Origin of the sequence: Geofilum sp. OHC36d9 (genome assembly GCF_052400685.1) — a bacterium.
GTDB lineage: Bacteria > Bacteroidota > Bacteroidia > Bacteroidales > Marinilabiliaceae > CAZHHH01.
Genome location: NZ_JBQTGJ010000013.1, coordinates 1 through 26,053, shown reverse-complemented (window position 1 = coordinate 26,053; position 26,053 = coordinate 1). Strand labels below are relative to the sequence as shown.

Annotated in this window: 25 protein-coding genes and 2 tRNA genes; 20 read left to right on the top strand and 7 right to left on the bottom strand. The window is 40.1% G+C overall.

The features are described from left to right. Positions 1-106 precede the first annotated feature (106 nt). Positions 107-1,042, bottom strand: a complete 936-nt coding sequence (locus tag ACT3CD_RS12460; protein WP_444645962.1) for a mechanosensitive ion channel family protein — start codon at positions 1,040-1,042, stop codon at positions 107-109. Positions 1,043-1,575: 533 nt separating this feature from the next. Between ACT3CD_RS12460 and ACT3CD_RS12455 the strand changes: the two genes are divergently transcribed. Next, a tRNA-Gln gene (locus ACT3CD_RS12455) sits at positions 1,576-1,648 on the top strand. Positions 1,649-2,202: 554 nt separating this feature from the next. Here the strand turns inward: ACT3CD_RS12455 and ACT3CD_RS12450 are convergent. Next, the gene (locus ACT3CD_RS12450; protein WP_444645961.1) at positions 2,203-2,418 is read right to left on the bottom strand and encodes a hypothetical protein; all 216 of its coding nucleotides are present in this window, start codon (positions 2,416-2,418) and stop codon (positions 2,203-2,205) included. Positions 2,419-3,234: 816 nt separating this feature from the next. Between ACT3CD_RS12450 and ACT3CD_RS12445 the strand changes: the two genes are divergently transcribed. The 3 genes from ACT3CD_RS12445 (at position 3,235) to ACT3CD_RS12435 (ending at position 4,080) form a co-directional block, all read left to right on the top strand. Then, positions 3,235-3,441, top strand: coding sequence for a cation transporter (locus ACT3CD_RS12445; protein ID WP_444645960.1), 207 nt, complete (start codon positions 3,235-3,237; stop codon positions 3,439-3,441). Between the two features lie 156 nt (positions 3,442-3,597). Continuing rightward, a complete protein-coding gene (locus ACT3CD_RS12440; RefSeq protein WP_444645959.1) occupies positions 3,598-3,846 on the top strand; it encodes a cation transporter in 249 nt (82 codons plus the stop codon). Between the two features lie 6 nt (positions 3,847-3,852). After that, positions 3,853-4,080, top strand: coding sequence for a cation transporter dimerization domain-containing protein (locus ACT3CD_RS12435; protein ID WP_444645958.1), 228 nt, complete (start codon positions 3,853-3,855; stop codon positions 4,078-4,080). A gap of 72 nt (positions 4,081-4,152) precedes the next feature. Here the strand turns inward: ACT3CD_RS12435 and ACT3CD_RS12430 are convergent, their stop codons facing one another. Then, on the bottom strand, positions 4,153-4,503 hold the full coding sequence (locus ACT3CD_RS12430) for an RNA recognition motif domain-containing protein (RefSeq protein ID WP_444645957.1): 351 nt from the start codon (positions 4,501-4,503) through the stop codon (positions 4,153-4,155). 478 nt (positions 4,504-4,981) lie between these two features. Here ACT3CD_RS12430 and ACT3CD_RS12425 point away from each other — a divergent pair, with 478 nt between their 5' ends. From ACT3CD_RS12425 to ACT3CD_RS12405, 5 genes are all read left to right on the top strand, one after another. Then, positions 4,982-5,542: a hypothetical protein gene (locus tag ACT3CD_RS12425; RefSeq protein ID WP_444645956.1), complete on the top strand. Its 561-nt coding sequence runs from the start codon at positions 4,982-4,984 to the stop codon at positions 5,540-5,542. A 151-nt stretch (positions 5,543-5,693) separates the two neighbouring features. Then, positions 5,694-7,085, top strand: a complete 1,392-nt coding sequence (locus tag ACT3CD_RS12420) for an MATE family efflux transporter (protein WP_444645955.1) — start codon at positions 5,694-5,696, stop codon at positions 7,083-7,085. 76 nt (positions 7,086-7,161) lie between these two features. After that, complete coding sequence (mnmD, locus tag ACT3CD_RS12415; RefSeq protein WP_444645954.1) at positions 7,162-7,842, top strand: tRNA (5-methylaminomethyl-2-thiouridine)(34)-methyltransferase MnmD; 681 nt, start codon at positions 7,162-7,164, stop codon at positions 7,840-7,842. 72 nt (positions 7,843-7,914) lie between these two features. Then, on the top strand, positions 7,915-8,499 hold the full coding sequence (locus ACT3CD_RS12410) for an FKBP-type peptidyl-prolyl cis-trans isomerase (protein ID WP_444645953.1): 585 nt from the start codon (positions 7,915-7,917) through the stop codon (positions 8,497-8,499). A gap of 37 nt (positions 8,500-8,536) precedes the next feature. After that, on the top strand, positions 8,537-9,349 hold the full coding sequence (locus tag ACT3CD_RS12405; RefSeq protein WP_444645952.1) for an FKBP-type peptidyl-prolyl cis-trans isomerase: 813 nt from the start codon (positions 8,537-8,539) through the stop codon (positions 9,347-9,349). A 372-nt stretch (positions 9,350-9,721) separates the two neighbouring features. Here the strand turns inward: ACT3CD_RS12405 and ACT3CD_RS12400 are convergent, their stop codons facing one another. Continuing rightward, positions 9,722-10,306 (bottom strand): plasmid pRiA4b ORF-3 family protein, encoded by a 585-nt coding sequence (locus tag ACT3CD_RS12400; RefSeq protein ID WP_444645951.1) that lies wholly within the window; start codon positions 10,304-10,306, stop codon positions 9,722-9,724. Between the two features lie 335 nt (positions 10,307-10,641). Between ACT3CD_RS12400 and ACT3CD_RS12395 the strand changes: the two genes are divergently transcribed. After that, positions 10,642-11,100, top strand: a complete 459-nt coding sequence (locus tag ACT3CD_RS12395) for a peptidylprolyl isomerase (protein ID WP_444645950.1) — start codon at positions 10,642-10,644, stop codon at positions 11,098-11,100. A 13-nt stretch (positions 11,101-11,113) separates the two neighbouring features. Continuing rightward, positions 11,114-11,488, top strand: coding sequence for a DUF3127 domain-containing protein (locus ACT3CD_RS12390; protein WP_444645949.1), 375 nt, complete (start codon positions 11,114-11,116; stop codon positions 11,486-11,488). A gap of 168 nt (positions 11,489-11,656) precedes the next feature. Here ACT3CD_RS12390 and ACT3CD_RS12385 read toward each other — a convergent pair whose 3' ends face one another. Continuing rightward, a complete protein-coding gene (locus ACT3CD_RS12385; protein ID WP_444645948.1) occupies positions 11,657-12,466 on the bottom strand; it encodes a hypothetical protein in 810 nt (269 codons plus the stop codon). 290 nt (positions 12,467-12,756) lie between these two features. Between ACT3CD_RS12385 and guaB the strand changes: the two genes are divergently transcribed. The 5 genes from guaB to ACT3CD_RS12360 all read left to right on the top strand — a co-directional run bounded on the left by guaB (position 12,757) and on the right by ACT3CD_RS12360 (position 20,259). Further along, positions 12,757-14,226 carry an IMP dehydrogenase gene (guaB, locus tag ACT3CD_RS12380; RefSeq protein ID WP_444645947.1) on the top strand — a complete coding sequence of 490 codons (1,470 nt, stop codon included), beginning with the start codon at positions 12,757-12,759 and terminating at the stop codon, positions 14,224-14,226. A gap of 177 nt (positions 14,227-14,403) precedes the next feature. Further along, the gene (locus ACT3CD_RS12375; protein WP_444645946.1) at positions 14,404-16,329 is read left to right on the top strand and encodes a peptidylprolyl isomerase; all 1,926 of its coding nucleotides are present in this window, start codon (positions 14,404-14,406) and stop codon (positions 16,327-16,329) included. Positions 16,330-16,381: 52 nt separating this feature from the next. After that, positions 16,382-17,242, top strand: coding sequence for a hypothetical protein (locus ACT3CD_RS12370; protein WP_444645945.1), 861 nt, complete (start codon positions 16,382-16,384; stop codon positions 17,240-17,242). 31 nt (positions 17,243-17,273) lie between these two features. Beyond that, a complete protein-coding gene (locus ACT3CD_RS12365) occupies positions 17,274-18,635 on the top strand; it encodes a peptidylprolyl isomerase (RefSeq protein ID WP_444645944.1) in 1,362 nt (453 codons plus the stop codon). A gap of 40 nt (positions 18,636-18,675) precedes the next feature. Beyond that, positions 18,676-20,259 carry an OstA-like protein gene (locus ACT3CD_RS12360; protein ID WP_444645943.1) on the top strand — a complete coding sequence of 528 codons (1,584 nt, stop codon included), beginning with the start codon at positions 18,676-18,678 and terminating at the stop codon, positions 20,257-20,259. A 273-nt stretch (positions 20,260-20,532) separates the two neighbouring features. Here ACT3CD_RS12360 and ACT3CD_RS12355 read toward each other — a convergent pair. Beyond that, positions 20,533-20,608, bottom strand: a tRNA-Gly gene (locus ACT3CD_RS12355). 306 nt (positions 20,609-20,914) lie between these two features. On the opposite strand from ACT3CD_RS12355, the gene ACT3CD_RS12350 reads away from it, so the two are divergent. Together ACT3CD_RS12350 and ACT3CD_RS12345 are read left to right on the top strand one after the other, a co-directional pair. After that, positions 20,915-21,478 (top strand): hypothetical protein, encoded by a 564-nt coding sequence (locus ACT3CD_RS12350; protein ID WP_444645942.1) that lies wholly within the window; start codon positions 20,915-20,917, stop codon positions 21,476-21,478. Positions 21,479-22,219: 741 nt separating this feature from the next. After that, on the top strand, positions 22,220-22,945 hold the full coding sequence (locus ACT3CD_RS12345) for an SDR family NAD(P)-dependent oxidoreductase (protein ID WP_444645941.1): 726 nt from the start codon (positions 22,220-22,222) through the stop codon (positions 22,943-22,945). Between the two features lie 12 nt (positions 22,946-22,957). On the opposite strand, the gene ACT3CD_RS12340 is transcribed toward ACT3CD_RS12345, so the two are convergent. After that, complete coding sequence (locus ACT3CD_RS12340) at positions 22,958-23,539, bottom strand: thioredoxin family protein (protein ID WP_444645940.1); 582 nt, start codon at positions 23,537-23,539, stop codon at positions 22,958-22,960. A 111-nt stretch (positions 23,540-23,650) separates the two neighbouring features. Here ACT3CD_RS12340 and hemF point away from each other — a divergent pair, with 111 nt between their 5' ends. After that, positions 23,651-24,556 carry an oxygen-dependent coproporphyrinogen oxidase gene (gene hemF / locus ACT3CD_RS12335; RefSeq protein ID WP_444645939.1) on the top strand — a complete coding sequence of 302 codons (906 nt, stop codon included), beginning with the start codon at positions 23,651-23,653 and terminating at the stop codon, positions 24,554-24,556. Positions 24,557-24,633: 77 nt separating this feature from the next. Then, positions 24,634-25,647 carry a ferrochelatase gene (gene hemH, locus ACT3CD_RS12330; RefSeq protein WP_444645938.1) on the top strand — a complete coding sequence of 338 codons (1,014 nt, stop codon included), beginning with the start codon at positions 24,634-24,636 and terminating at the stop codon, positions 25,645-25,647. Positions 25,648-26,053: the final 406 nt, after the last annotated feature.

Genomic DNA, 26,053 nt, shown 5'->3' with positions numbered 1-26,053 from the left:
AAGGAATTCTCTATCTGTTGTTTTACCCGGTAGCACTTATCAATGAAAAAAGCAATTCATAAAGCAAGCTAGCATCCTTTAATATAATTCTATATCGGCGGTTATTTTATAAATTGTTGAATTCCCTTGTATTTTTATTTTCAATGTTTATCCTTGTTTTTGGTAGACTTTCCGGATAATTCTTCTGAATAAATTCAATCATTTTTTCCCTAATGTAGACTCTTAAATCCCAAGCTGTGGGGGAATTTTTGGCACTAACCAAAATCCTAATTTCCATGTAATTTTCCTTAGAATCCGTAACTTGAATGACATTTACCTTTTTATCCCACAATTCACAGTCTTCTAACAAACGAGACAACTCTACCCTCAGGGTTTCAACAGGTATTGTGTAATCGGTATAAATAAAAACAGTTCCAAGAATATCGGCCGTTGTTCTTGTCCAATTCTGAAAAGGTTTTTCTAAAAAATAGGCCGTTGGTAAAACTAAACGCCTTTTATCCCAAATTCTAACAACAATATAAGTCAGATTAATCTCTTCAATCCAGCCCCATTCATTTTCAACAACAACAGCATCATCTATTCTAAATGGTTGAGTTATTGCGATCTGAATACCGGCCAATATGGCTCCAACAATTTTTTGAGCAGATAAACCTAAAATAATACCGACGACTCCTGCTGATGCAAAAATTCCAATTCCAATTTTTTTTATACTATCAATGGAAATCAGCATTAACCCTATTGTAATAAGGATGATAACAAAAACGATTACTTTTTCAAGTAGATTTATCTGTGTTTGCAGTTTCCTTGATTTAAGGTTGTCTTCATAGGTGATGTCAAATTTTTTAAGCAGGCGATTCTTTAGAATTCTAACAAATTCAATCAATATCCAAGAAGAACAGGCTAGCATTAAAATATACTTCAAGGAAATAATGATGTCACTAACCCAGAAATTGGATTCGTCTAAAAAACTAAAAATAGGTCTGTAAAATGCCAGAAAAGCCAGTATTATCGCGCCTAAAATTAATCTAATAAATTTCTTCATAAATTTATTATTTGTAACTCTTTATGCATGAAACACAACGTTCTCAGAAAGTTATTGTGATTAAATGTCTTTGATAAAAAAAAGGTAAAAACACTACCCATTTCATAACATCGCCCCAAATTTTACACAATCTTTTAAAATTTTTTGAATGCGATCATCTAAAAATACTAATTTTAAAAAGGAATCGCCTCCTGGTTCAGTTTTTTCATTGCAGGTCACCGAGTTGTTCCTAAACTTAATCCTGATTTTCGCGATAATTTTTTTTACGAAAAAGTAGTGTATTGTATTTTCAATTAACGACGTGCTGTATTGTTTTGTTTTTGAAGCAATTCGTTTGTAGTTATGAAAACAATGCCTGTTGTGGCTATTGCTTCTGTCGGCCAATGATGCAAATAATATTGGTGAAGGTCACATTTTTTTTAAAGAGAATATTTATTTTCTCATACTTTTCTTTATTTTTGCAACCACATTGCTTATCGGTAGTCCGGTTGTCTGTTTAGAAGAACGAATTTTCGTTGAGCTTGTTGAAATATTGTCCTGTGGTGTAATTGGCAACACGTCTGATTCTGGTTCAGAAGAGCCTAGGTTCGAGCCCTAGCAGGACAACAAAAAAGGAGTTGCAATAAATGCAACTCCTTTTTTTTCATGCTTACCCCAAAAATTCATTTTAAAAGCCACTTTCGCTCATCTCTTTTTCATATATGATCAATAGTAATTTTGACCTTTTTGATTTTCGTTTCGCACAAATAAGTTACTCGACTTGCACTAAAACTGTTCTCGAATATGCTGATTTTGTGCTGTTTCACAAAATCAACATTTATATTTGAAATGAACTTTCTGCCAAGTAATGTCAATGGCCGAATGTTCTTTACTTGAAGTAACGCTTGTAAAGTTTCTGTGCCAACAGCACCACTTGCCCCCAGCATTACTATCGATATTTGACCGGATCTTAAGGCCATAACTTTCTTTTATTCAATTGAAAGTATTTTATTGTCAGATGTTTGTCTGTTGTTCTTTCAGCCTTGGTAAAACTGTGAACCGTGTGCCAGATGTGGCACAGATTACCGCTCGGCGTCGCCGCTTGGGTTACAGAAAATAAACGTCAGCAATGGGAAAAAGCTTGAAATACAATTATGCAGAGAAGTATTTTATATGGATTTTTACATAAAGTATTGGGCTGCAATAATTATCAAAACAATGGAAAGTATTAAAATATAACTGTAGGGACTTGCAAAGTTAAAAGTCCAACCAAATTTTGAATAGTACTTTGGAACCATTAACCTTGGGTCCTTGCGATTATAATAAAAAATACCTTTCCAATTATCCGGATTTTTACTCATTGCGTCAAGAATTTTTTTCTCAGATCTCTTTTTCATATGATTATAATTTGTTTCTCAATTGCCATATGGAACTCGCCGGAATAATCATTCACCTGTGTGAGAGCTTACTCTCATGGCTCGTTTCATATGATTATATTTTGTTTTTTTAGGTCATATGGAACTCTCGATGAATTTTAATCATTCTCCTCCGTGTATTTTAGAATGCTAAAATTCATGTTCGTTTTTGTTTATATTTTATTTTAGTTGCCAAATGGAACTCCCATGAAAATAATCATCTCCCTGTGTGAAAAATTCTTTATCATGGTCGTTTCATCTCTTTTAAGTCTTAGTAGCTGTTAAATTTATGAATTTAGTAAGTAAAATAGTGACTATAAGTAATTTAATTGAGTTTATGTTTATAACTTTTTATTTACAGTCTGTTTGTGTTGTGTAAATCACAATCCAACCAGTTTTTCTGATAGCCCGTGAAGGCTATTTAATGGCTGTTTAAAATACAAAAGTAATAGTAAATACTCTTTGTGTGATACTTTCAATGCCATATTTTATTTGCTTAAAACCGGCTGCCAATGACATATGTTGCTATAATGCTTTCCCAATTGAGAACTGGTTTATTATTGCGTTACTAAATGGAAGAATACGGGTGTTATTGAACCGTTACTTAGTATTTTCACCATTTTAACAATTATTTATTTCATCATTTGTTTTTATCAAATTAATAGACAACAATTAGGATTGACGAGGATAGCGGTGTATGGTGGTTGTTGGTTTTGATGTTATTAATGTTTTTCTTATGGCGCATATTCATCATTCTGTTGAGAATCAAAAACAACAACAACAGTAAGGCAGCGTCTTATGGTGGTTTTTGCTTTGAATTTATTGTTTACTGTCATTGAATTTGTTGGAGGTATTTTTACAAATTTAATGGCAATTTTATCGGATGCAATACATGATTTAGGAGACACTGTTGCCATTGGGGGGGATCCTTATGGCTCGAAAAAGTTGCTGATCGTAAACGAGATAAACGATTTACCTGTGGTTATAAGCGTTTTTCTATCTTAGGTGCTTTAATAACGAGTATTATAATTAGTGATTGGTAGTGTTGTTATTATTTTTGAAGCACTCCCTCGTTTTATCCAACCTCAGGAAGTGAAAGCGACGGGCATGATGTTGATGGCCGTTCCTGGAATAGTGTTTAACTGAATAGCTGTATTACGGTTGCAGGGTGGCGGGAAATCGTTAAACAACCGGGCAGTCATGCTGCATCTGTTGGACGATGTATTAGGCTGGGTGGCTGTGCTGGTTGGAAGTATTTTGATTCATTTTACAGGTTGGTATATCATCGATCCTTTGCTTTCATTGGTTGTTGCAGCGTTTATTCTTTACAATGTGGTGGGTAATTTGAAACGTGTTTTTCGCGTATTTTTGCAGTCTACCCCTGAAGGATTTGATTACGACGACCTGTAGGTTAAATTGTTAGCCATAAAAGGAGTTCATGACATTCACGATGTTCATATCTGGAGTATGGATGCCTCGTATCATATCATGAGTCTTCATTTGGTGGTAGGCGATGCAGTCTTATCAGATACGATGAAAGCGCTTCGTTTGCAGGCCGAAGTGTTGATTCGGGAGGCGGGTATTAATCACCCTACTATTGCTGTTGAGTTTGAAGAGGAGGCGTGTCACTCTTGCGATGCGTAAAAAAAGCAGGGATTTGATTTCAAATCCCTGCCCGTTTCAAAAGAATTAAAGCTTCTTTATGTTGTTGAACGATTAGTAGTCTCTTCTGTTACCACCTTCTCTGTTGAAGCCACCTCTTCGGTTTCCGTCTCTGTTGCCACCGCCTTGGCCGCCCCCAAAGGAGCGCTTGCGGTCAGAGTCTTTTTTTTCTTCTGATTTGTTTACAACAATGGTACGTCCGCTAATTTCGGCATTGTTAAGTTCGTCAATGGCTTTTTGAGCCGCTGCATCATCGGGCATTTCAACAAAACCGAAACCCCGGCTTCTGCCTGAGAATTTGTCGGTAATAATACGGGCCGATGCCACTTCACCATAAGCCTCAAACAGTTCTTTTAATTCAGCTTCTTCCAACCGAAAGGGTAAGCTGCCAACAAAAATGTTCATTTATAGGTATTTAAAGTATTAAAATAATGTCTAAAGATAATTCTTTTTTAAACAATTGATGTTTTTTAGATGGAAAAAACATTTTTTCTAAAAATTCTTGGAAAGAATGTTTTTATGTATTGTGAAATCAGATGTTTAAATTAATAATTTTTTTTTGTTTTGACTGTCGTTGAGGTTATTTTTGTCTGTAATTATTGTAACCGAACCTTGTTTTTCACGTTATAACAGAACATATGGCCATTTTGCTTAACAAAACGAATCAATAACGGCATTTATGGTTAGTTAGTATCACAAGAAAACTCAAGTGTTTGATAAGAAATGTTCAAATTTAAGGCTTGTGTTGCTCTGGGAATATGTATTTACTGGTGTAAACCGCAATTTTAGAGCAAGCGTAAGGCAGAAGTTGGACTTTATACGCAGACTTTGATTAGAGAGATAGATTTTAATTGTGTAGGGGTGTTTGACGAGCTAAAAAATCATGAGTAAATATTTATTGGCCAGGCATTGGCATTATTTTGTGGGCGGTTTTGTTTTGCCATTTGTAATATTGTTTGTGGGATTTAATGTGCCATTTTATGTTTTTAATGGGGCCATGGTGTTCATTTCTGGTGCTTTAGCTGTTGTTATATCTGAATTAGTCATTTATTTATGGCTCTGGAAAGGCGGTCAGTTTCTGTCGGAACGTATCGAATCGCATTCGGCTAAACGTTTTCGATTGTTTAAATGGTTGGTAATCCTGCCCATGATTCTAATTTTATTGGTTTTTATAGCCTGGTTGATTGCTTCATTAGTGATGGGAATGGGTAAAATATCCATGGCTAATTGGCTTATGGCTTCCTTAAACGTGATTATCCCGATGCAGATAATTTTTGTTTTGTCAAGAATTTACTGTTTTTTCTATGTGGCAAAATGGTTGAAATCGGTCGAATTAAAAAGAAATGCAAAATTCTCTGATTTTTATATGGATTTTTTGTGGCTCTTAATTTTTCCCATAGGAATTTGGTTGATACAACCACGTGTTAATAAGGTGTTTGGTTGATGTTCTTTTAATGCGTTACTCATTTTATCGGGACGCTTTATTCTCTTGCTTTAAATAGGATTATTTTACCTTTGCAGACGCTCTTTTTTTAAGGGTGTCTTTTTTATTTTATATGAATATCCGACAATCTGATTTGACAAAAGGCCCTATCATGGGGCATTTATTTCGTTTGGCCGTACCAACTATCGGTGCTTCTTTCATGCAAATGACCTATAATCTCACCGATATGCTTTGGTTGGGTCGTTTGGGTGAGAATGCGGTCGCTGCTGTTGGAGCTGCCGGTTTTTTTGTGTGGCTGGGAATATCGGTTTTGTTGATTACCCGGGTTGGCGCTGAGGTTGGCGTTTCGCAGGCGTTGGGACGAAAAGATACCCCACAGGCTATGCGTTTTGTGCGTCATGCTCTGTTATGGGCTATCATTATTACTGCTGCTATGGCAACTGTGACCTATATCTTTGCCCCTTCGTTGATCCGTTTTTTTGGTATTTCTTCTGTTTCCGTAAATACGAATGGGGCGGCTTATCTGCGAATTGTATCACTGGCTTTTATTTTTAGTTTTGTGAACCCCACTTTCTCAGGTATATATAATGGTATGGGCAATAGCCGTTTGCCATTTTGGTATATGACCATTGGTGTAGGTTTGAATTTGGTGCTCGATCCGCTGCTGATTTTTGGATGGAAGTTTGTTCCGGCCATGGGAATAGAGGGGGCTGCCTGGGCCACTTTTGGCTCGCAAATGATCGTGTTTGTTACTTTTGTGTACCGTTTCGTTATTAAAGAAGAAATGGGAAAGCTTCATCTGCGACAGTTTAATTTTGACCGGATTATTTCCAGACGTATTTTTTCTTTGGGCCTTCCGGTAGCTGCCGAGAGTGGGCTGTTTGCCATATTTGGAATGATATTGGCACGTTTTGTAGCCCAGTATGGGCCGGTTGCGATTGCTGTTCAAAGTATTGGTGGGCAGGTTGAAGCGCTGTCGTGGATGACGGCATCAGGTTTTGCAACCGCTTTGGGTAGTTTTACAGGACAGAATTTCGGCGCCGGGTTTTGGGATCGCATTCGTAAAGGATACCGCTATACTCTGTTTATAGGTACCTGTCTTGCTTTACCCGTTTCTTTAGTTTTTATATTTTTTGGAGACGATATTTATTCTTTGTTTTTTGATCAGGAAAATTCACAGTATCTGGGTGGTGTTTATTTAAGTATTTTGTCGGTATCACAGTTGTTTATGGTTTACGAAATAACCACTCGCGGGGCTTTTAATGGGGTTGGACGAACAATTCCTCCGGCGTTAACAGGAATTATTTTTACGGGGCTACGAATCCCGCTGGCTTATGTGTTGATGCAGATTCCAACGCTCGGTTTATTTGGTATTTGGTGGGCTATTTCAATAACCAGTGTTTTTAAAGGTACTATATCTCCTTTATGGTTTCGGCGGGTGTTAAATCATCACGATGGGGAAGGGGCAGGGTTTCCTGCTTCTCGTCTGATTGTTTTGCTGCCTTCACGTTTACGACAACAGTGGTTTATTAAAAAGAAATAGAAGGAGTCGATTGTGTCTGATAAACTGATTGAACGATTTCTTAAGAGTTGTTTTTTGAGGTAATATATTTAAACAGATGAGTGAGGAAGATTTTCCAAAAATAGAGCTGATGGTGTCGGAAGACGGCAGTACTACGTTATACCGGCCTGATTTGGATGAACATTATCATTCGGTTCACGGGGCGGTGCAGGAATCGTTGCACGTATTTATTAATGCGGGTTTGAAGCAAATCAATAAATCTAAATTTAATCTTTTGGAGGTTGGTTTTGGCACAGGCCTTAATGCCTATCTGACATTGGCTTCGATGAACGGGAATTCCGAGTGTCATTATCATTCGTTGGAGAAATACCCTTTACCTAAGGAGTATGGTAAGGCTATTAATTATCCTGAAGTTTATCCGTTTCAAGGCGCTCGTGAATTCTTTGATAGAATGCATCAGTGTGCCTGGGAATCAGAGCAATTGATTCAATCAGGTTTTTTTCTGCGTAAGATAGAGACAGATTTTAATCGGTTTCAGTTTGATGCCAGCTACGACCTTATTTATTTTGATGCTTTTGGGCCTGATAAACAAGCTGAAATGTGGACGCCTGATTTGTTTGTTAAGCTTTCTGAGGCCACAAATCCGGGTGGTATTCTTACTACTTATTCGGCCAAAGGGACTGTGCGACGAGCTTTAGCGGCTGCTGGCTATGTTGTGGATCGTTTGCCTGGCCCTCCCGGAAAAAGAGAAATGATTCGGGCTATAAAGCCGGTGTAATTTTGTATGACCCTTGTGTCGCCACAAATTTTTATTGTAACTTTCAGCGATTTTTTAATTTAAATATTTGTAATGAAGAATATTAGTTATGCGCTGGGCATGAATATAGCTCAAAATCTGGCTAATTCGGGTCTTGAGAAATTGGATGAAGACGCATTTATTAACGGCCTGAAAGCTGTTTTAAATGGTGGTAAGACCGAAATGTCAGTGGATGAAGCGAACAATTTACTTCAAACGTTTTTTACCCAACTGGAGAGTAAAAAACATGAAGCTGCAATTGCTGAGGGCAAAGCTTTTTTGGAGAAAAATGCAAAACGGGACGAAGTGGTCACTTTAGCAAGTGGGCTTCAATACGAAGTGATTGCCTCTGGCGATGGCGAACGGCCTCAGGCTACCGATAAAGTGAAATGTCATTATCACGGGACGCTTATTGATGGCACTGTTTTCGACAGTTCGGTGCAACGTGGTGAACCCGCCGAATTTCCTGTAAATGGTGTGATCCAGGGATGGGTTGAGGCACTTCAGCTGATGCAGGTTGGCTCCAAATGGCGTTTGTTTGTTCCATCTGAATTGGCTTATGGTAGCCGTGGTGCCGGCGGGGCTATTGGTCCTCACACCACTCTTATTTTTGAAGTTGAATTATTAGCTATTGCTTAGTTTTTTTATTGGAATAAAAATTTAATAAGATTTTTTTATGAAAAGAAGTTTTTTTGCAGCCGCCCTTGCAATAATGGTTTTGGCTGGCATTAGTTGTGACCGGGTGCCCGGGGCTGGTGAAGTTAAAATGACGGATTCAGTGGATAGTTTGAGTTATGCATTAGGTTATCTTGAAGGGAAAGAATTTGAGAAGATGATGAATAACTATACTCCTTTTGATACATTGGATTTAAAAAAGGCAGCTCGTATTTTTGCCGATGTAGCGCTTAAGGAGGCATATATTGAGCAGCGGACTTCCCAGTTTGGCGGTTTTAATGCTGAGGTGTTTAAAGCGGCTTACATTAACCAGGTAGCTTATGAGAAATCGTATTTTGACGATTCTTCTGCCGATGCATATTTGAATAAGGTTTTTACCGCTCATCGTGAGGCTAAAAATGCACAGGCTAAAGAGGACGCATCCAAGATGAGTGAAGATGGTGCTGCTTTTTTAGCTGAGAATGCCAAGCGTCCTGAAGTCACTGTTTTGGAAAGCGGACTTCAGTACGAAATACTCAAAGAAGGTAATGGTCCAAAGCCTAAAGCCGACAGTCGTATTAAGTGTCACTATCATGGAACCTTAATCAATGGCGAAGTGTTTGATAGTTCTGTTGACCGTGGCGAACCTGCAACTTTTGGAGTTAGTCAGGTTATTAAGGGATGGACCGAAGCTTTGCAACTGATGCCTGTTGGATCCAAATGGAAACTTTATATTCCTGCTGATTTAGCTTATGGCGATCAGGGAGCTGGTGGTAAAATAGGCCCAGGTGCAACCCTTATATTTGAGGTTGAGTTGCTTGAAATAGTAAAATAATAACAACAGAATGGATGAATTTAGATTCATCTGTCATAAAAAAAGCTCAGATTTGGTTTCATCCTGTCTGAGCTTTTTTAGTGCATTTATACTTCGTGACTGTTGATAAAGTCAGGTGTTTAACATCAAGGTTTGTGCCGTTCGAAAAATAGGAGCTTGCTCCAGCAAACAATCATTTTGGGAGCAAGCATAACGCAGAAGTTGACTTTATAGACAAACACTACTTAGTGCCTGTCCATAAACTAAGTGTTTGAAATATAAAGTTCAAATACGAGGCTTGCGAAGTCATCAAAATCAAGGAGTTTACTTTTTGTAAATGACTGTTTTTATGACAAGCGTAACGAAGTAGTTGACTTTATAGACAAACACTACTTAGTCCAGATATGGAAGACAACCGAAATCATCTTCTAGAAGATAGCCGTTTACTGTATTTGCATCGAATTCTTCCGGATCATAGTCATCGCCCAGCCACTCTTCCATTTCATCGCGGCGTGGATGCCCCGGATGTGCCATTATAAGTGTCAAATCATTGTAACCCGGGACTCCTCCGCAATCTTCCGGCGGGCAGGCCCGTTCACCATCAATACAAATCGGATAAAACATGTCCTGATCGTATGGTTCTATAATTTCCAAATCTATTTTATGAAGCCATGAATCGCCAAAATCATATAAATAGTGTAGTGTGTCACCTTCCGCTTTTAACAGATCCATTACCCTGATTGATGTGTAATCCATGAACAATTCCGGTGATTCGGGTTCGTTGTCTGCAATACCAAAAATGCGGTCGTTTTTTAAAAATTGATGGAGATGAATATTTTCCCATCCCATTGCTGTTTGTATGATTTTATGAAAGTCGTGCAAGAACAGATCCCCCTGAATAAACAACCTTCTCCATATATCGGGTTGGATGCCTTCGAGTGTTATTTTAATCTGGTATACTAAAGGTGTCATTTTCATGTTGTACTGTGTTATTGCCGATGTCTCTACTTTTGTGAGTTGTCATTATAAAATGCGTTTTTGTCACTTTTTGTCTGTCGACCCCGGCCCTGGATTACAGATGTCTTTTTTGACTATATATTAAATAGTTATGGTCTGAATTTGACCAAGGCATCAAGCTTTTAAATTAGGGTTAAAGGTAGTTTTTTTTAGTAAATTATGGTTCTTGTTACTGGTGGCAATTATACTTATTTTTTGATGTGAAATGGTTCCCTTTTTTTCTTTTTTGTTTGATAGAGGGATTATCATTACTTTTACTGCTGTTTTTCTATTTGCATAATTTTTAAATTGAATATATGAAGAGTGCTGAAATACACACCCCTAAAGGTGTTATGAAAGTGGCGTTTTATCATGATGATGCACCCGGGACGGTGGCAAATTTCATTAAACTGTCGGAAGAAGGGTTTTATGACGGACTAAGGTTTCATCGTGTTATTCCTGATTTCGTGATTCAGGGAGGGTGTCCTTTTTCCAAAGAGCCGGGCAACCCACGGGTTGGAACCGGAGGCCCTGGATATTCTATTCCCTGTGAGTTAGATGGTGAGAACCAGTTTCATGACCGGGGCGTGTTGAGTATGGCTCATGCCGGACGCGATACCGGAGGTTCGCAGTTTTTCATTTGTCATAGCCGCAGCAACACGGCCCATTTAGACCGTCAGCATACTTGTTTTGGAAAAGTGGTTGATGGGTTGGATGTCATCGACGCCATTCGTGCTGGTGATCTGATTGAGAAAATTGTAATTGTTGAATCATAATAAATAGTTATATATGAGTTTCGAAATAACCGGTAATCTTATTGTTAAGGATGATACCGTTGATATTACTGCCAGCTTTAAAAAACGCGAATTTGTAATTGAAGTCATCAATGAACGTAACAGTGATTGGAATGATTTTGTGAAATTTCAGCTGACGCAGGATAAATGTGCATTGCTCGATTCTTTTAATCTGGGTGATAGTCTTAAGGTGACGTTCAATCTTAGAGGACGGAAATGGGAGAAAGATGGACGTGTTAGTTATTTTACCAATCTTGAAGCATGGCGTGTTGAAAGCTCAGGCGTTGAAGCTCCGCAGGATGCACCTGCACCACCTTTTGCCGAGACCGAAATTCCTCCGGCTGAATCGGGTGATGATTTACCTTTTTAATAAAAAAAATTATTTAACGAAGGGTAGCTGTATTTGGCTACCCTTCGTTTGTAATGTGCCCTTAAGGTAAATCAATATAACAATAATCGAAAATGTGAGTTTATTGTCGTAAAAAACTGTTTTGAAAGTGGGAGTGAAGGGGGAAATAGAGTTTTTAGACTGATGACATTAATTATTTTTTAAATGGTTGATTGTGTTTAACGCTTTTTTCTTTTCAGCTTTAAGCCGGTCTATTTCTTTCAGGATGAATGATATCTCATACCCATCACGTATGGCCTCCCGGTCGTATTTTTCCATAATGATGTATTCGTAACCTTTCCCTATAAACTGAACCCGTAAAGGCTCCTGCCAGTTTTTTGCTATGAAATCAATGACGCCGTTGTCTTTTCCATCCTTGTAATTAACTATTTCCCATTTAAAATCACCGTCTTCAAAACGCCTGTTGTTAAATCCATCCTCAGGGACCGATTCCGTTGTTGCAGATTTCCCATCGTAATAAACTTTTATCTGGTGGTGCGAAATCCATTTGGTTCCATGATACCGACTCGATATGAAGAAATTTCCTTTTAAATCAGGATGCGCTCTTATGAATGTTCTGTTATAGCTATTTTCCGGTCGTTGTCGTTTGTGTATCAATATTTTTTCTGAACCATATTCGTCGGAGATAATGAAGTTTTTCATCATGGGTTCCAGCTTTTTTTGTTCGTCGGATAGTAAGCTGTCAAGAAAACTGACGTTACGTTGCTGCTCTTTCAGAATGATTCGGTTAAGCATTCTTGTGGCCTGCTCAGCCTGTGTCTGTTGATCTTTGTATTGTGAAAGCAGCGTGTCGAGTTTTAGCTTTGCCAGATTGTAATTCCCTTCTTTGGTTAGTTGTTCCGCTTCCTGAAGGCGTTCGTTGGCGGCATCCTCCCGCGAAGGACCACAACTAATCATCAAACTAAGAAAAATTAGACCTGCCGTTTTTAATTGTTTCATAATTTATTACAATTGACTGAGTGCGATTTGTATCCTTATATTATCAGGATGTGGTAATGATTATGACGTTGCTTAAAAAACTGAAATACTTTTGTTTGAATGTTTCCCCAGTGTGCAAATATATGAAAATTGAATTAATAGCCTCTTCAAAGCCACTGTTTATAGGGCAAACTGTGAAAAAGTGTTACATCTAAAGTGTGTCGTCGAAGTTACTGCCGGCAGGATGCTGACGATTGACTATTTTTTGTACCTTTGCCAAAATTTATTTCAAACATCCAAAAGCTTCTCCCATGTCATTTATTGAAGATCGAATTGTTTCTGACGGATTAACATTTGATGATGTTTTACTCATCCCATCTTATTCGGAGGTATTGCCCCGCGAGGTAACTTTGGTATCTCGTTTTTCCCGTAACATTATTCTTAATACTCCGATTCTTTCGGCGGCTATGGATACTGTTACAGAAGCGCGTATGGCTATTGCTATTGCCCGTGAGGGTGGTATTGGTGTTATCCATAAAAATATGACCATCGAAGAGCAGGCCCGGCAGGTTGAGGTGGTAAAACGTGCTGAAAATGGTATGATTTACAACCCCGTAACCATTCGCAAAGGTAAAACGGTGGCCGATGCTCTTAAGTTAATGAGCGAGTATAAAATTGGAGGCATTCCGGTGGTCGACGAAAATGGCTATCTGGTTGGTATTGTTACCAATAGGGATTTGCGTTTCGAAAATAATATGGCGCGCCGCATTGATGAGGTGATGACTTCTAAAAATTTGGTGACGACAAATCAAACAACCGATCTGGAAAGTGCTGCTGCCATTCTTCAGGAATATAAAATAGAAAAGCTCCCGGTGGTTGATAAGGATAATAAACTCATTGGTTTGTTGACTTATAAAGATATCACTAAAGCAAAAGATAAGCCAATGGCCTGCAAGGATGAAAAAGGTCGTTTGCGGGTAGCTGGTGGAATAGGTGTTACTTTTAATACCTACGAACGTATTGATGCTTTGGTTAAGGCAAATGTTGATGCCATTGTTATTGATACGGCGCACGGGCATTCAAAAGGGGTTATTGAAACGCTTAAGGAGACTAAACGCCGTTATCCAACGCTTGAGGTGGTGGTGGGGAATATTGCTACCGGCGAAGCGGCTCTTGCCTTAGTGAAGGCTGGTGCTGATGGCGTTAAGGTAGGTATTGGGCCCGGCTCAATTTGTACCACGCGTGTTATTGCCGGCGTTGGTGTTCCGCAATTGTCTGCCATCTACGATGTGGCAAAGGCATTGAAGGGTACCGGGGTGCCTTTGATCGCTGATGGCGGACTGCGTTACAGTGGAGATATTGTAAAAGCGCTGGCTGCCGGTGCTCACTCTGTCATGGCTGGCTCATTGTTTGCCGGTGTTGAGGAATCACCGGGTGAAACCATTATATATAACGGTCGTAAGTTTAAAACCTATCGTGGAATGGGATCACTTGAAGCCATGCAAAAAGGGTCTAAAGATCGTTATTTCCAGGATGTTGAAGATGATATTAAAAAGCTGGTTCCTGAAGGAATTTCGGCTCGTGTACCTTATAAAGGAACGCTCTATGAAGTTATTTATCAAATGATTGGTGGCTTGCGTGCCGGAATGGGATATTGCGGGGCCCGAAATATTGAGGATCTTCATCAGGCCCGTTTTACACGTATTACCAATGCGGGCGTTGCCGAGTCGCATCCCCACGATGTCAGCATTACCAGCGAAGCACCTAATTATTCCAGGTAGTTAGAGGTTCATAAAAAAAAGGAAGCACACATTCGCTTCCTTTTTTTTATGTCGTTAACCCATGAAATTAATTGCAACAAACGTTTAATTTGATTAATTTTTCGCGTTTTTTGATGATCGCCTTTGATCGTTATCAGTCGTGAATTAATTTATTGATTAATCTTTAACTAAAATCAAATGCTTCGCAACCGAGGTCTCTTATTTTTATCATTCTGGCTGTTTACAACTTTATTGGTTGTAGCTCAGGATGCCGGCAAAACAATTCTGTCCATCGCTAATTATCAGTATACCGAAGGAGAGTTCTGGTATGTATATAACAAAAACAAAAATCTTCCGGGATTTGATGAGAGTCCGGCAGATTTTGCTGAGCGATTTATCAATTATAAACTTAAAGTGGTTGACGCTATTAATCAGGGGCTAGATACAACCGCCAGTTTTAAAGAGGAGTATGGTAAATACTCTGAAGATTTAAAAGCTGATTTTTTGGTTGATTCGTCTGCTTTAACGGCGGTGATTGATGAAGCTGCCCGCCACATGGAGCAAATGGTGAGTGCCAGTCATATTTTGATATCACTTTCGTCAGACGCTGTACCCGCGGATACATTGAAAGCGTGGAATAAAATTAATGATCTGCGCAATCGGGCTATCGCGGGGGCTGACTTTAATCAACTGGCCGAAAACTATTCACAGGATCCTTCAGCCAAAAATAACAGGGGATATCTGGGTTATTTTTCCGCCTTTCGGATGATTTATCCTTTCGAAAAAATGGCTTTTGAAACTCCAGTCGGCCAGGTTTCGGAAGTGGTTCGAACCGATTTTGGCTATCATATTTTGTTTGTTCATAAACGCATTCCGCATCCGGGGAAAGTACGGGTTGCGCACATCATGAAAATGTTTCCTCACAATGCTACCGAAGCACAAAAATTGGCTTGCAAACAGAGTGTTGACTCTGTTTATTCAATGCTGGCTAACGGTGCCGACTTTAGCGATTTGGCCAATCAATATTCCGACGATGAATACACCAGTTCGCATGGTGGGGAGATGAATGCCTTTTCATTGGATAATATGGTGCCTGAGTTTGCACAGGCCGCATTTCAGCTTAAACAGGTTGGTGAATTCTCAAAACCTGTTCGTACTGATTATGGTTGGCATATTATTAAGCTGCTGGAGAAGATTCCCAACGAACAACCTTCGGGAGATAGAAAATATATTATGTCAATGCTTAGCCGCGATGGCCGCGATAAAGCCGGGCAGGTTGCTTTTGTGAAAAAGTGTATGGCTTCGGATCAATATATTGTTAATAAAGATCTTCAAAATGAGATATTGGGTTTGCTCGCCAATGGCAAAATGACGGCTGATAGTCTTCGGATCAAATTGTCCGCCGATTTACAGACTGTGCTTTTAACCTATCGTGGTGAAGCTTTTACCCTCAATGATTTTTTAACAAAAAGAGGTGCGACTGGTGCAGCGTCCAACAATGGTTTGGTAACTGGGCATCAATTGGATGGATTTTTGGAAGCATCGGTTTTAGATGTTGAGCGTGCACAATTGGCATCAAATAATTTAGCTTATAAATATTTGTCAAATGAGTATTTTGATGGACTTTTGATTTTTGATTTGACCAATCGTGAAATATGGTCAAAAGTGGCCGATGATACGTTGGCTTTACAAAAGTATTACGATACGCATTTGTCGCAATTTGAACCAACGCCTGTTTTGGAAGGAGAGATGTGCCGGATCAATTCAGCTAAGTTGACAAAAAAAGTTCAGAAGGCGTTAAAACGAAACCCATCGTTAAACGTGGTACAAATATTGAAAGAGAAAGGTTCGCAGGATGACTTCGAGTGTTTGGAAGGTCGTTTTGATTTTGCGAATGATTTGTCACCAGTCACTCAGGGTAATTTGTTACCTGACACAAATCCGTTTCACGATGCTTCGGCTGTTGTTTGGAGTGGAACAGTGGTACGAGCTGATCCTCTGCCATTTCAGAAAGTAAGAGGGAAGGTTATGAGTGCTTGGCAAAAAGAACTTGAAGAAGAGTGGGTAAAAGCTTTGAGGACGAAGTATCGGCCGGTGTTCAACTATAAGTTAATTAAGAAATAGATTCTTTTTGTAATCGGAAATATAATAACCAGGGAAAAAGGAGATTTTATTGATGATAAAAAGTTGGAAATGGGGTCGCTTGGTGTTTTTGAGTGGGGTGGTACTTTTTGAAGCTTGTACCCCGGTTCCTGATGCGCCGGGTGATGTGCCGGTGGTGAGCGTGGGCGACTGGAGTCTGACTCAGAAACAGTTGAATGAGGCTATCCCCGATAATCTCAGTCCACAGGATAGCGTTGCTTTGGCCGACGATTATATAAGCCGTTGGATTAGGGCCCGATTGTTGCTTCATCAGGCTGAGATGAATCTTACGCCACAGGAAAGGGATGTGGACAAATTATTAGAAGAGTATCGAACCAGTTTATTGGTACACTTGTATCAGCAGAAAATGCTTCAGGAAAAGCATTTGCCGGAAGTTACCGATCAGGAAATTGAGACTTACTATAATGATATGCAGGATAATTTTAAACTGCAGAATAATATTGTTCAAGGGGTTTTTTTGAAAATCCCCGTCGGCGTGCCTAATCAAAAAGATCTTAAAAAATGGTACCGTTCGCGCGAACCGGAGGATCTGGTCAATTTGGAGGCATACGCATTTCAGTACGCCCGTAAATATGATCAGTTTATTGAAGAATGGATTCCTTTTAGTCGTATTAATAGCTCGCTTCCCGAGCCGATTCTTAACGAAGAACGATTTTTGAAGTACAATAAGTACTATGAGACCTCCGATTCGTTGTACAACTATTATTTAGTTATTTATAATTATCATATGGCAGGACAGCAAGCGCCTTTAAGCTTTGTGAAAGAGCGGGTACGTGCTATTCTTTTAAACCAGAAGCGATTGGAGTTTATTAATCATTTGGGCGACGATTTGTATGATAAAGCCCTGAAAGATAAACTCATTATATTTCATTAGTTTTTTTAATTTTGGACTCAAATAATTAAATATGCTGTCAATAAAACGTTTTTTTCTTAGCTTACTGTTATTTTCAATTCCCGGAGCATCTCTTATTTATTGTCAATCAGGCAGTGTGATTGATGAAGTTATTGCAGTAGTGGGTGATAACCCGGTTTTGCGTTCTGATGTTGAATATCAGTATCAGCAAGCTATGATGCAGGGGTCTTCGTTTGCCGGTGACTTGAAATGTCATATTTTTGAGCAACTGTTGCTTCAGAATTTATTGCTGGAACAAGCAAAAATTGACAGTATTGAGGTCAGTGAAAATAATGTTATCATGACGGTTGACCGCCAGATAAACGAATTTATCAACCGGGCAGGGTCAAAAGAAAAGCTTGAAGAATGGCTCAATAAGCCTTTGCACCAAATTAAACAGGAGCAACGCATCATTGTAAGAAACCAGATGTTGACGCAGCAGATGCAAGCTTCAATTACCGAAAATGTTAAGGTAACGCCTGCTGCCGTACGTGCCTTTTACCGTAAAACATCGCCCGATAGTTTACCTATGGTTCCTGAGCAGTTTGAAGTGCAGCAAATAACGATATATCCTGAACTTGATGTGGAAGAAGTGGATCGTGTGAAGAGTCGCCTTCGTGAATTTCAACGACAAGTGAATGAAGGTCGTGATTTTGCGACGCTGGCAGTCCTTTATTCCGAAGACCCGGGCAGCGCTGCCAGAGGTGGCGAATTGGGCTTTATGACACGCGGGGAACTGGTCCCTGCTTTTGCACAGGTGGCTTTTAATATGCAGGAGCCCGGCAAGGTGTCTAAAATTGTGGAGTCTGAATTTGGATATCATATTATTCAGCTTATTGAGCGGCAAGGCGACCGGGTTAATGTGCGCCATATTTTGATGCGTCCTAAGCCTAAGCCTGCGGCCATTGCTGCTGCTCAGGCGAGGGCCGATTCCATTGCCGATCTTATCCGTGAAGAAAAAATGTCGTTTGAAGAGGCGGCTTTGCGGTTTTCAATGGATAAAGATACCCGGGTGAATGGCGGATTAATGGTTAATCCTTATGACCAGTCCACTAAAATGGATATTCAGTCGATTGCGCCAGCCATCAATAAAAAACTTGAAAATATGGAGCAGGGAGATATCTCCAATGCTTTTATGATGAAAGATGAACGTTTAGGAAAAGATTATTTTGCTGTGGTCAAGCTGAAATCTAAAACACCACCTCACCGGGCTAATTCGACCGATGACTATCAGCTTTTGCAAACGTTGCTCGAAAATGTAAAACGTGAAGAAGCATTTAATGAGTGGATTGTTAATAAACAGAAAGAGACCTATATTACCATCAGCCCAAATTGGGCCAACTGCCAGTTCGAATTTGATGGCTGGCTTAAATAATCCTATTGTATTTTTATCAAGGCCCCATAAATATACTGGAATGAGGTTTTTGAATTTGTCAGGCTGCTTACTGACTGCCATTTGGTTGGTTGGTTGTTCATTATCGGTTAATGGACAAAAGAAAGCACAGGTCCATATTGAACATGCCGACTATATGGAGGGATCGGAGCGTTTTGGAAAGGGTGTTCAGGCGCTTTTTGGGGCCGTTCGTTTCCGGCATCTTCAAACTGTGATGTACTGCGACAGTGCCTTTTTTTATCGTGACTCGAATATGGTTCAGGCGTATGGTTCTATCCATGTTATCCAGTCCGATTCAATACATCTGTACGGTAAACGGCTCAATTATTTGGGCAATGAGGATAAAGCAATGGTACGCGAAGATGTGCGCCTTGTGAATAAGGATGTGGTGTTGACCACTCAATTTCTCGATTACGACCGTAAAAACGATGTGGCTTATTATTATGATGGGGGTGAGATAACGAATGGAGACAATCGGTTGACCAGTTTGTGGGGCTATTACTATCCGCGTACCGAAGAGGCGCATTTTCGCGACAGCGTGGTGGTGGTTAATCCTGATTATACGATGTATTCGGATACGCTTCAGTATTTTACCATCCCTAAAATTGTTAAGATTGTTGGTCCTACTTCCATTGTTAGTCAGCGCAATACCATTTATTCGGAAGCCGGATTTTACGATACCCAAAATAATGTAGCCCAGCTTGAACGCAATAGTTCTGTGAAAGGCGGGGAGCAGGAATTATACGGCGATACTATTTTTTATGATCGTATGAGTGGCTTTGGCGAGGTCTTTTCCCGTATGGCTTTACATGACACAACGAATCATGTTATTGTTACGGGCAATTATGGCTATTACAATGAGCTTAAACATACTGGTGTAGCAACCAAAAAAGCCGTGATGATGCAGATTTATGGTGCTGATACGCTGTTTTTACATGCCGATACGTTGCGGGTTGATCCCATCGATAGCACAGAATTTCAGATGATAAGAGCCTTTCATAATGTGAAGTTTTTCCGTCACGATTTTCAGGGACGATGCGACTCAATGGTCTATAACCTTCAGGATTCAATCAATACGTTTTATAAAGATCCGGTATTATGGGCCATGGGAAATCAGCTGAGTGCCAGTGTTATTAAATTATTTACACGCAATAGGGCGCTTTATAAAGCCGAGCTTGAAGATAATGCATTTGTTATTGCGCCCGAAGACTCACTCGGGTTGTATAATCAAATCAAAGGTCGTGACATGATCGGGCATATTCGAAATAATAAGTTGTATCGTATTGATGTGGATGGTAACGGACAGGCCATTTATTATCCCAAGGATAAAGGGATGATTATTGGGATGAATAAAGCAGAGTCGTCCAGTTTGTCCATATTGCTCGAAAACCAACAGGTTGTAGGTATTATCCTTCGAAATCAGCCGGCAGGGAATCTGAATCCGCCGTTTTTGGTCAAGGAAGCGAACCGGCTTTTAAATGGTTTCAGGTGGCTTGATGATTTTCGACCCAAATCAAAAGAGGATATTTTTATTCACAACGAGCTCCTGAAGCCAATTAACCAGGTTGATTACAGTGAGTTTATCTTCGACCGAAATATACCTTAGCGATAGCGCAGTTTTGGGTTCTTATTTTTGATGTGTCAATTCTTTTTGTGAATACAAGGCTGACCTTTTCTGCAAGCCTGTTCGTTTCGCCACTTGAATAATGTGAAGTCTTTATGTGGCGGATTATTTCTCCTGTTGCGCTTTTGGCTGTCTTTAAATATCTCTGTTTGTTTCTTTTCGGGAAGCGTTTATTTTGTTAGTGGCGAAACGAAGTTTAATAGTTTTTTAATGGGATGAAAAAATAAAACCCTGCACAGGATATGCAGGGTTTTGTGGAGCGGAAAACGGGACTCGAACCCGCGACCCTCAGCTTGGGAAGCTGATGCTCTACCAACTGAGCTACTTCCGCATAACAACTAAATTTTGTTTTGTTGAAACAGGTATTGTTTGCGACTGCAAAATTAACCGCTTTGTTGAAATTAGCAATTCTTTCGGTGTAAAAAATCATTGCTTTCTCCTCGTTTTCGTTCTACCTTTATTTGAAACGTGAAAGAAGGGTGTTCGTATATGAACAGAATGGCGTTCGTTTTGAACGGATTAGCCAATAGCCTTTTTAAGATGATTCGATCTAAATGCTTGATTAGTTTTTGTTTGTAGGTTGTGGCATCGAAATTGATTCATCGTTAATATCCGAATATTAACTGGAGGATGTTATATGAAAACTAAAGCGATGTTTATTGGTTTGTGGGCGGGCCTGCTGTTTATGCTTTCAGCAGGTGCTACCGGCGTTTCTCAGAATAGTTTTTCTTTTTTGCCAGAACCTCTATACTATTCTTTTGAGTATCGTTATCTCTTTTCGGAACCTGAAATTGAACTTGAGGACTGGATGCTTTCTTTCTCCGGTTCACAAGATGATTCTTTTTCTTCGTCTGATCTGAAATGGCTCGATGTCTATATGGGCACTCCTTGTTTTTGTAATTCTGACGATCATCAGGAAATACCGGACTGGTTAATACAGGATTATTCAATGGCCGCTAATTCGGCTAACAAGCCTGTTATGGAATGGATGCTTGGCTTTGAACCTGAGGTTGAGAGGGCTTTGTTGAATTTTCAGTCTGATATAACGATAGAATCCTGGATGGTGGATGTCGCAGATGGCTGGGGGGAAGTGGAGTATGAAATTGAAGTTGCTGACTGGATGTTGGCCGAGGATATTGAAGAATCGGATCGTTTGATTGATGTGGAAGATTGGATGCTGAATTCTTTTTTTGTTGAATAATTTAATACGCCTTAAAATTTGTCAGGCCGGACGCTTCGATAAATGAAGGGATGCTTCATTTTTCAACTTAAGAGCAAGCCTGACCATCGGTTAAACGTAATATTTTCTGCGGATTTTGGTGTTAGCAGACGACTGGAGGTCGTTGACAAATTGATGTCAACGGCCTTTTTTATATATTTGGCTGGTTCTGATTTATCAAAAATTATGTGGTTGAGATTAGCCTGCGCTAAAATAAACCTTATTGCCCGGCGCCTGCACGCAAACTTTTGTAGCCGGTAAGATTGTTCCATTTTTTTAGGCTTACCGGGTTTGAAAAATGTTTGTTTACTGTGATAAATGTCCATTTTAAAAACTGGCAGAGCGCCGACGATGATTTTCTTTGCAAGCATTAATTATTAGTTTATAAAACATTGGTGTCCGGTAAAAATTTAGAGAAATGATTAGAACCCAGCTCCAATGTGCGAGCCAGATATTTTAGGAGATATTGGGGTTGCTTTCCGCCTCAAGGAATTTCCGTTAAGAAAATCAATTTTATTGGCGTAAAGAAATCCGGGCTGTCTGAGCGAAGCGAGTTCCCGGATTTTAGACAATGAAATTGATTTTTAGGAAATTACTTGCAGCGGCGGCATTTTTTGTTTACTTTTTTTTGCTGTAGAAAAAAAGTAAAAGCCCGTGCGGCTTGAGCACTTAAATGGAAAATATATTTTTTACCGGACAATAGTGTTTATAAAATAAGTATTTATGACAAAATATAAAGTGTTAGTGACCGGTGCCGGCAACGGGATTGGCAGAGCTATTGCGGAAATGTTTTATCGTCAGGATTGTCTGGTGAGAATAGTGGATAAGGATGAGCGCGGGTTGGCTTATATGAAAGATAAGTACCCCCGCATGATGATTCATGTTGCGGATGTTGCCTCCGAAAAAGAAATACTGCACGTCTGGTCGGCTGTTGAAAAGGAGTGGGGGTATTGCGATATTTTGATTAATAATGCAGGGATCAGTCGTTTCACCAGTTTGCCGGATACCAGTACCGATAATTGGGATGAGATTTTGGATGTGAATTTAAGGGCTCCTTTTATTTTTGCGCGTGAGTTTGCCCGTCGGCATCCGCGTCAGCAATTTGGGCGAATTGTGAATATTGCTTCTACGCGCTATGTTATGTCGGAGCCCGGCGGGGAGGCGTATGGGGCCAGTAAAGGCGGGCTTGTTTCGTTAACCCATGCTTTAGCCAACTCACTGGCAGGAACCGCAATTACGGTGAATTGTATTGCTCCCGGCTGGATTCATACCGGCGATTACGCCGAATTGTCTCGCGCTGACCATGCGCAGCACTTATCAGGACGCGTTGGAAAGCCTGAAGATATAGCTGCTGTGGTGAAATTTTTATGTCAACCCGATAGTGATTTTATCAATGGAGAAGAAATACGCGTAGACGGCGGTATGACCCGTAAAATGATTTATTTGTAATTGAGCATTGTATTATACTAAATCGCAGGCATCAACAGGCATCCAATGTGGATCTTTACCATCCCATTTAACATTACAGCCAATGGGGTTGGTGACTGAAAATGGCGCCGGTTTGCCAGAGGTTAACGCTTCCAGAACAATATCGAGGGTGTTTTCCTTCATTTTTGTGGTGTCGCGGGGACTGTCAACGCCGCGTCCCGTGTATATCAGTTCTCTGTTTTTATTAAACACATAAAAATGAGGGGTACGCAATGCCCCGTAGGCCATTGCCACTTCCTGACTTTCGTCGCGTAAGTATATCCATGGAAAATGATGCTTTTCCATGCGCTTAATCATATTTTCATAGCTGTCTTCGGCATAGGTATTTGCGCTGTTGGAATTGATGCCCACAAATGAAACCCCTTTCGAACTGTATTTTTCGGCTGTAGCGCGTGTTATTTCATCCGATCCAATTACATACGGACAGTGATTACATGTAAAAAAGATGACCAGCCAGTCTGCTTGTGAGAAATCCTTTAAGGTATAATTTTTCCCATCGGTAGCCGGGAGGTTGAAGTCGGGTGCTTTCTGTTTAAGATCTAATGTAAAAGCCATAATTAAACCATTTTTTAGAAGGAAATTAGTACTGATTGGTAAACAAGTTTGCCCAAAAAAAGTTGTAGAAGGCATAGGGGTACACAATAGATTAAGATTAATGGTTTTTAAATGATAGTAATGAAAGGGTTTAAAACTGAGTTTGAAACGTTTATTAATGATTTACAGGATAAGATATGTGTTACTTTGGAAACCATAGACGGTAAAGCCCGGTTTAAGGAGGATTTATGGCAACGTGAAGGCGGTGGCGGGGGACGTACCCGTATTATTGCCAATGGGGCTGTTTTTGAAAAAGGTGGGGTTAACACCTCTGCGGTACATGGCATGCTTCCTGAGTCGATGATGAAGTACCTGAAGACGGATTTTAGTCATTTTTTTGCCTGCGGTCTGTCTCTGGTTTTGCATCCGGTAAATCCTTATGTTCCAACTGTCCATGCTAATTATCGGTATTTTGAGCTGTACGATAATGACGGGGAAGTGGTTGACTTTTGGTTTGGGGGTGGCAGCGACCTGACGCCTTATTATTTCTTTGAGGACGATAAAGCGCATTTTATTTTGGCGCAGAAAGCGGTTTGTGATCGTTTGGACTTGAATTTATATCCCCGTTACAGGGCGGTTTGTGATGACTATTTTTATAACAAGCACCGCAGCGAAGCACGGGGTATTGGCGGACTGTTTTACGATTATCTGCGTGCTGATAAAGAGCACAGCGGATCGTTCTGGTTCGAATTTGTTACTTCATTGGGCCATGAATTTATTGATTCATACATTCCCATTGTTGAACGACGAAAGGAGATGGCCTATGGCGAGAAGCAACGTTACTGGCAGGAGATAAGACGGGGCAGATATGTTGAATTTAACCTGCTTTACGATAAAGGGACTCTGTTTGGTTTGAAAACCAATGGCCGAACAGAGTCCATACTGATGAGTCTGCCACCCAGGGTACGTTGGGATTATGATTTTGTACCGGAACCCGGCAGTGCGGAAGAAAAATTATTGCTTGCCTTGAAACGATGATTCATAGAATTATTGGTTGTAGGTGGATAAAACCCTGAAAAGTATTTTATCTTTATTTTTTTTAATAGAATGGTCGGATGTCAAAACAAATAATATTATTAACCAATTTGGGTTCCCCTAATTCGACGTCGGTAAAAGATGTGCGTCGTTATTTGAATGAGTTTCTGATGGACGAACGGGTCATTGATTTGCCTTTTATCGGTCGTTTTTTGTTGGTGCGGGGTATTATATCGCCATTCAGGGCGCCTAAAAGTGCCGCTAAATATCGGACGATATGGACTGACGAAGGCTCTCCTTTGATTGTTATCACCAATAAGCTGGCTAAAAAAGTAGAAAAGGTTGCGCAGCGCCCTGTCTATTTTTGTATGCGCTATGGTGATCCTACGCCCATGTCGGTTTTAAAACGAATTGAATCTGAACACCCCGATGCCGAAGAGGTGATTTTGTTCCCGCTGTATCCGCATTATGCCATGAGTAGTTATGAAACTGCCGTGGCCCATGTCGAAAATGTTTATAATGAAGGTCGTTTTAAGTTTCGCCTCAAAACCACAGCGCCTTATTACAACCATTCAAAATATATTCATTCGCTGGCTGTAACCATACGCCCGTATTTGGAAGACCAGCAGTACGATCAGGTGTTGTTTAGTTATCATGGCGTGCCCGAAAGGCATATTTTAAAAAGTGACGCAACCGGCAGTCACTGTCTGAAGGGACAGGATTGCTGTTCCGTTGCATCGCCGGCACACGCTACCTGCTACCGGCATCAGGTGTTCGAAACCACCCGCCTGGTGGCTCGTGAACTCGGGTTGTCTGATGATCGTTTTACGCTATCTTTCCAATCCCGGTTGGGGCGCGATAAGTGGCTGTCGCCTGCCACCAGTGATGTGCTGACTCATTTCCCCGAAAAGGGCATTAAAAAAGTGTTGGTGGTAAGTCCGGCCTTTGTGAGCGACTGCCTTGAAACATTGGAAGAAATTCATGTGGAAGGCCGTGAGACATTCATGGAAGCCGGCGGAAAAAAGTATGATACTGTCCCCTGTTTAAACGATAATGACATGTGGGCGCAAGCGGTGGCTGAACTGTGCTTGTAACAAACTAAGTGTTTGTAGTAAAAGTGCAACTTCTGTGTTATGTTTGTCCTCTAAATGATCGTTTACCATTGTCGGACTCCGCCGGAGTACTGATGTTTGTAGCCAAATATTGGCTACAAACCTGCGACCTCAAAGAGGTCGTACAATTCATCCAATCAATCAAAAACGTAACTCTGGATTTTCAACGTTTGGTGCCAAACTTCATACCGATAAACAGTATGAATAAGCATTAAAAAACTGATTTGGTTGGATAAGGTTTACATACGTACAAAGCTTCATTTTTCAATATTTTAACAATGTCAGTACGTACACGGCGTCCTTTTTCGCCGGGGAAGCCATGTAGGTATCTACACGGCGTCCTTTTTTGTCTGGGAAGCCATGTAGGTATCTACACGGCGTCCTTTTT

Excerpts from the sequence above, each read along its gene's own strand:
- ACT3CD_RS12385 (WP_444645948.1), bottom strand. The coding sequence starts at position 12,466 with ATGAAACAATTAAAAACGGCAGGTCTAATTTTTCTTAGTTTGATGATT.
- ACT3CD_RS12430 (WP_444645957.1), bottom strand. The coding sequence starts at position 4,503 with ATGAACATTTTTGTTGGCAGCTTACCCTTTCGGTTGGAAGAAGCTGAA.
- guaB (WP_444645947.1), top strand. The coding sequence starts at position 12,757 with ATGTCATTTATTGAAGATCGAATTGTTTCTGACGGATTAACATTTGAT.
- ACT3CD_RS12340 (WP_444645940.1), bottom strand. The coding sequence starts at position 23,539 with ATGGCTTTTACATTAGATCTTAAACAGAAAGCACCCGACTTCAACCTC.
- ACT3CD_RS12445 (WP_444645960.1), top strand. The coding sequence starts at position 3,235 with ATGGTGGTTTTTGCTTTGAATTTATTGTTTACTGTCATTGAATTTGTT.
- ACT3CD_RS12425 (WP_444645956.1), top strand. The coding sequence starts at position 4,982 with ATGAGTAAATATTTATTGGCCAGGCATTGGCATTATTTTGTGGGCGGT.
- ACT3CD_RS12375 (WP_444645946.1), top strand. The coding sequence starts at position 14,404 with ATGCTTCGCAACCGAGGTCTCTTATTTTTATCATTCTGGCTGTTTACA.
- ACT3CD_RS12370 (WP_444645945.1), top strand. The coding sequence starts at position 16,382 with ATGATAAAAAGTTGGAAATGGGGTCGCTTGGTGTTTTTGAGTGGGGTG.
- ACT3CD_RS12410 (WP_444645953.1), top strand. The coding sequence starts at position 7,915 with ATGAAGAATATTAGTTATGCGCTGGGCATGAATATAGCTCAAAATCTG.
- ACT3CD_RS12350 (WP_444645942.1), top strand. The coding sequence starts at position 20,915 with ATGAAAACTAAAGCGATGTTTATTGGTTTGTGGGCGGGCCTGCTGTTT.
- ACT3CD_RS12345 (WP_444645941.1), top strand. The coding sequence starts at position 22,220 with ATGACAAAATATAAAGTGTTAGTGACCGGTGCCGGCAACGGGATTGGC.
- ACT3CD_RS12405 (WP_444645952.1), top strand. The coding sequence starts at position 8,537 with ATGAAAAGAAGTTTTTTTGCAGCCGCCCTTGCAATAATGGTTTTGGCT.
- ACT3CD_RS12450 (WP_444645961.1), bottom strand. The coding sequence starts at position 2,418 with ATGAAAAAGAGATCTGAGAAAAAAATTCTTGACGCAATGAGTAAAAAT.
- mnmD (WP_444645954.1), top strand. The coding sequence starts at position 7,162 with ATGAGTGAGGAAGATTTTCCAAAAATAGAGCTGATGGTGTCGGAAGAC.
- hemF (WP_444645939.1), top strand. The coding sequence starts at position 23,651 with ATGATAGTAATGAAAGGGTTTAAAACTGAGTTTGAAACGTTTATTAAT.
- hemH (WP_444645938.1), top strand. The coding sequence starts at position 24,634 with ATGTCAAAACAAATAATATTATTAACCAATTTGGGTTCCCCTAATTCG.
- ACT3CD_RS12395 (WP_444645950.1), top strand. The coding sequence starts at position 10,642 with ATGAAGAGTGCTGAAATACACACCCCTAAAGGTGTTATGAAAGTGGCG.
- ACT3CD_RS12360 (WP_444645943.1), top strand. The coding sequence starts at position 18,676 with ATGAGGTTTTTGAATTTGTCAGGCTGCTTACTGACTGCCATTTGGTTG.
- ACT3CD_RS12365 (WP_444645944.1), top strand. The coding sequence starts at position 17,274 with ATGCTGTCAATAAAACGTTTTTTTCTTAGCTTACTGTTATTTTCAATT.
- ACT3CD_RS12460 (WP_444645962.1), bottom strand. The coding sequence starts at position 1,042 with ATGAAGAAATTTATTAGATTAATTTTAGGCGCGATAATACTGGCTTTT.
- ACT3CD_RS12400 (WP_444645951.1), bottom strand. The coding sequence starts at position 10,306 with ATGAAAATGACACCTTTAGTATACCAGATTAAAATAACACTCGAAGGC.
- ACT3CD_RS12390 (WP_444645949.1), top strand. The coding sequence starts at position 11,114 with ATGAGTTTCGAAATAACCGGTAATCTTATTGTTAAGGATGATACCGTT.
- ACT3CD_RS12420 (WP_444645955.1), top strand. The coding sequence starts at position 5,694 with ATGGGGCATTTATTTCGTTTGGCCGTACCAACTATCGGTGCTTCTTTC.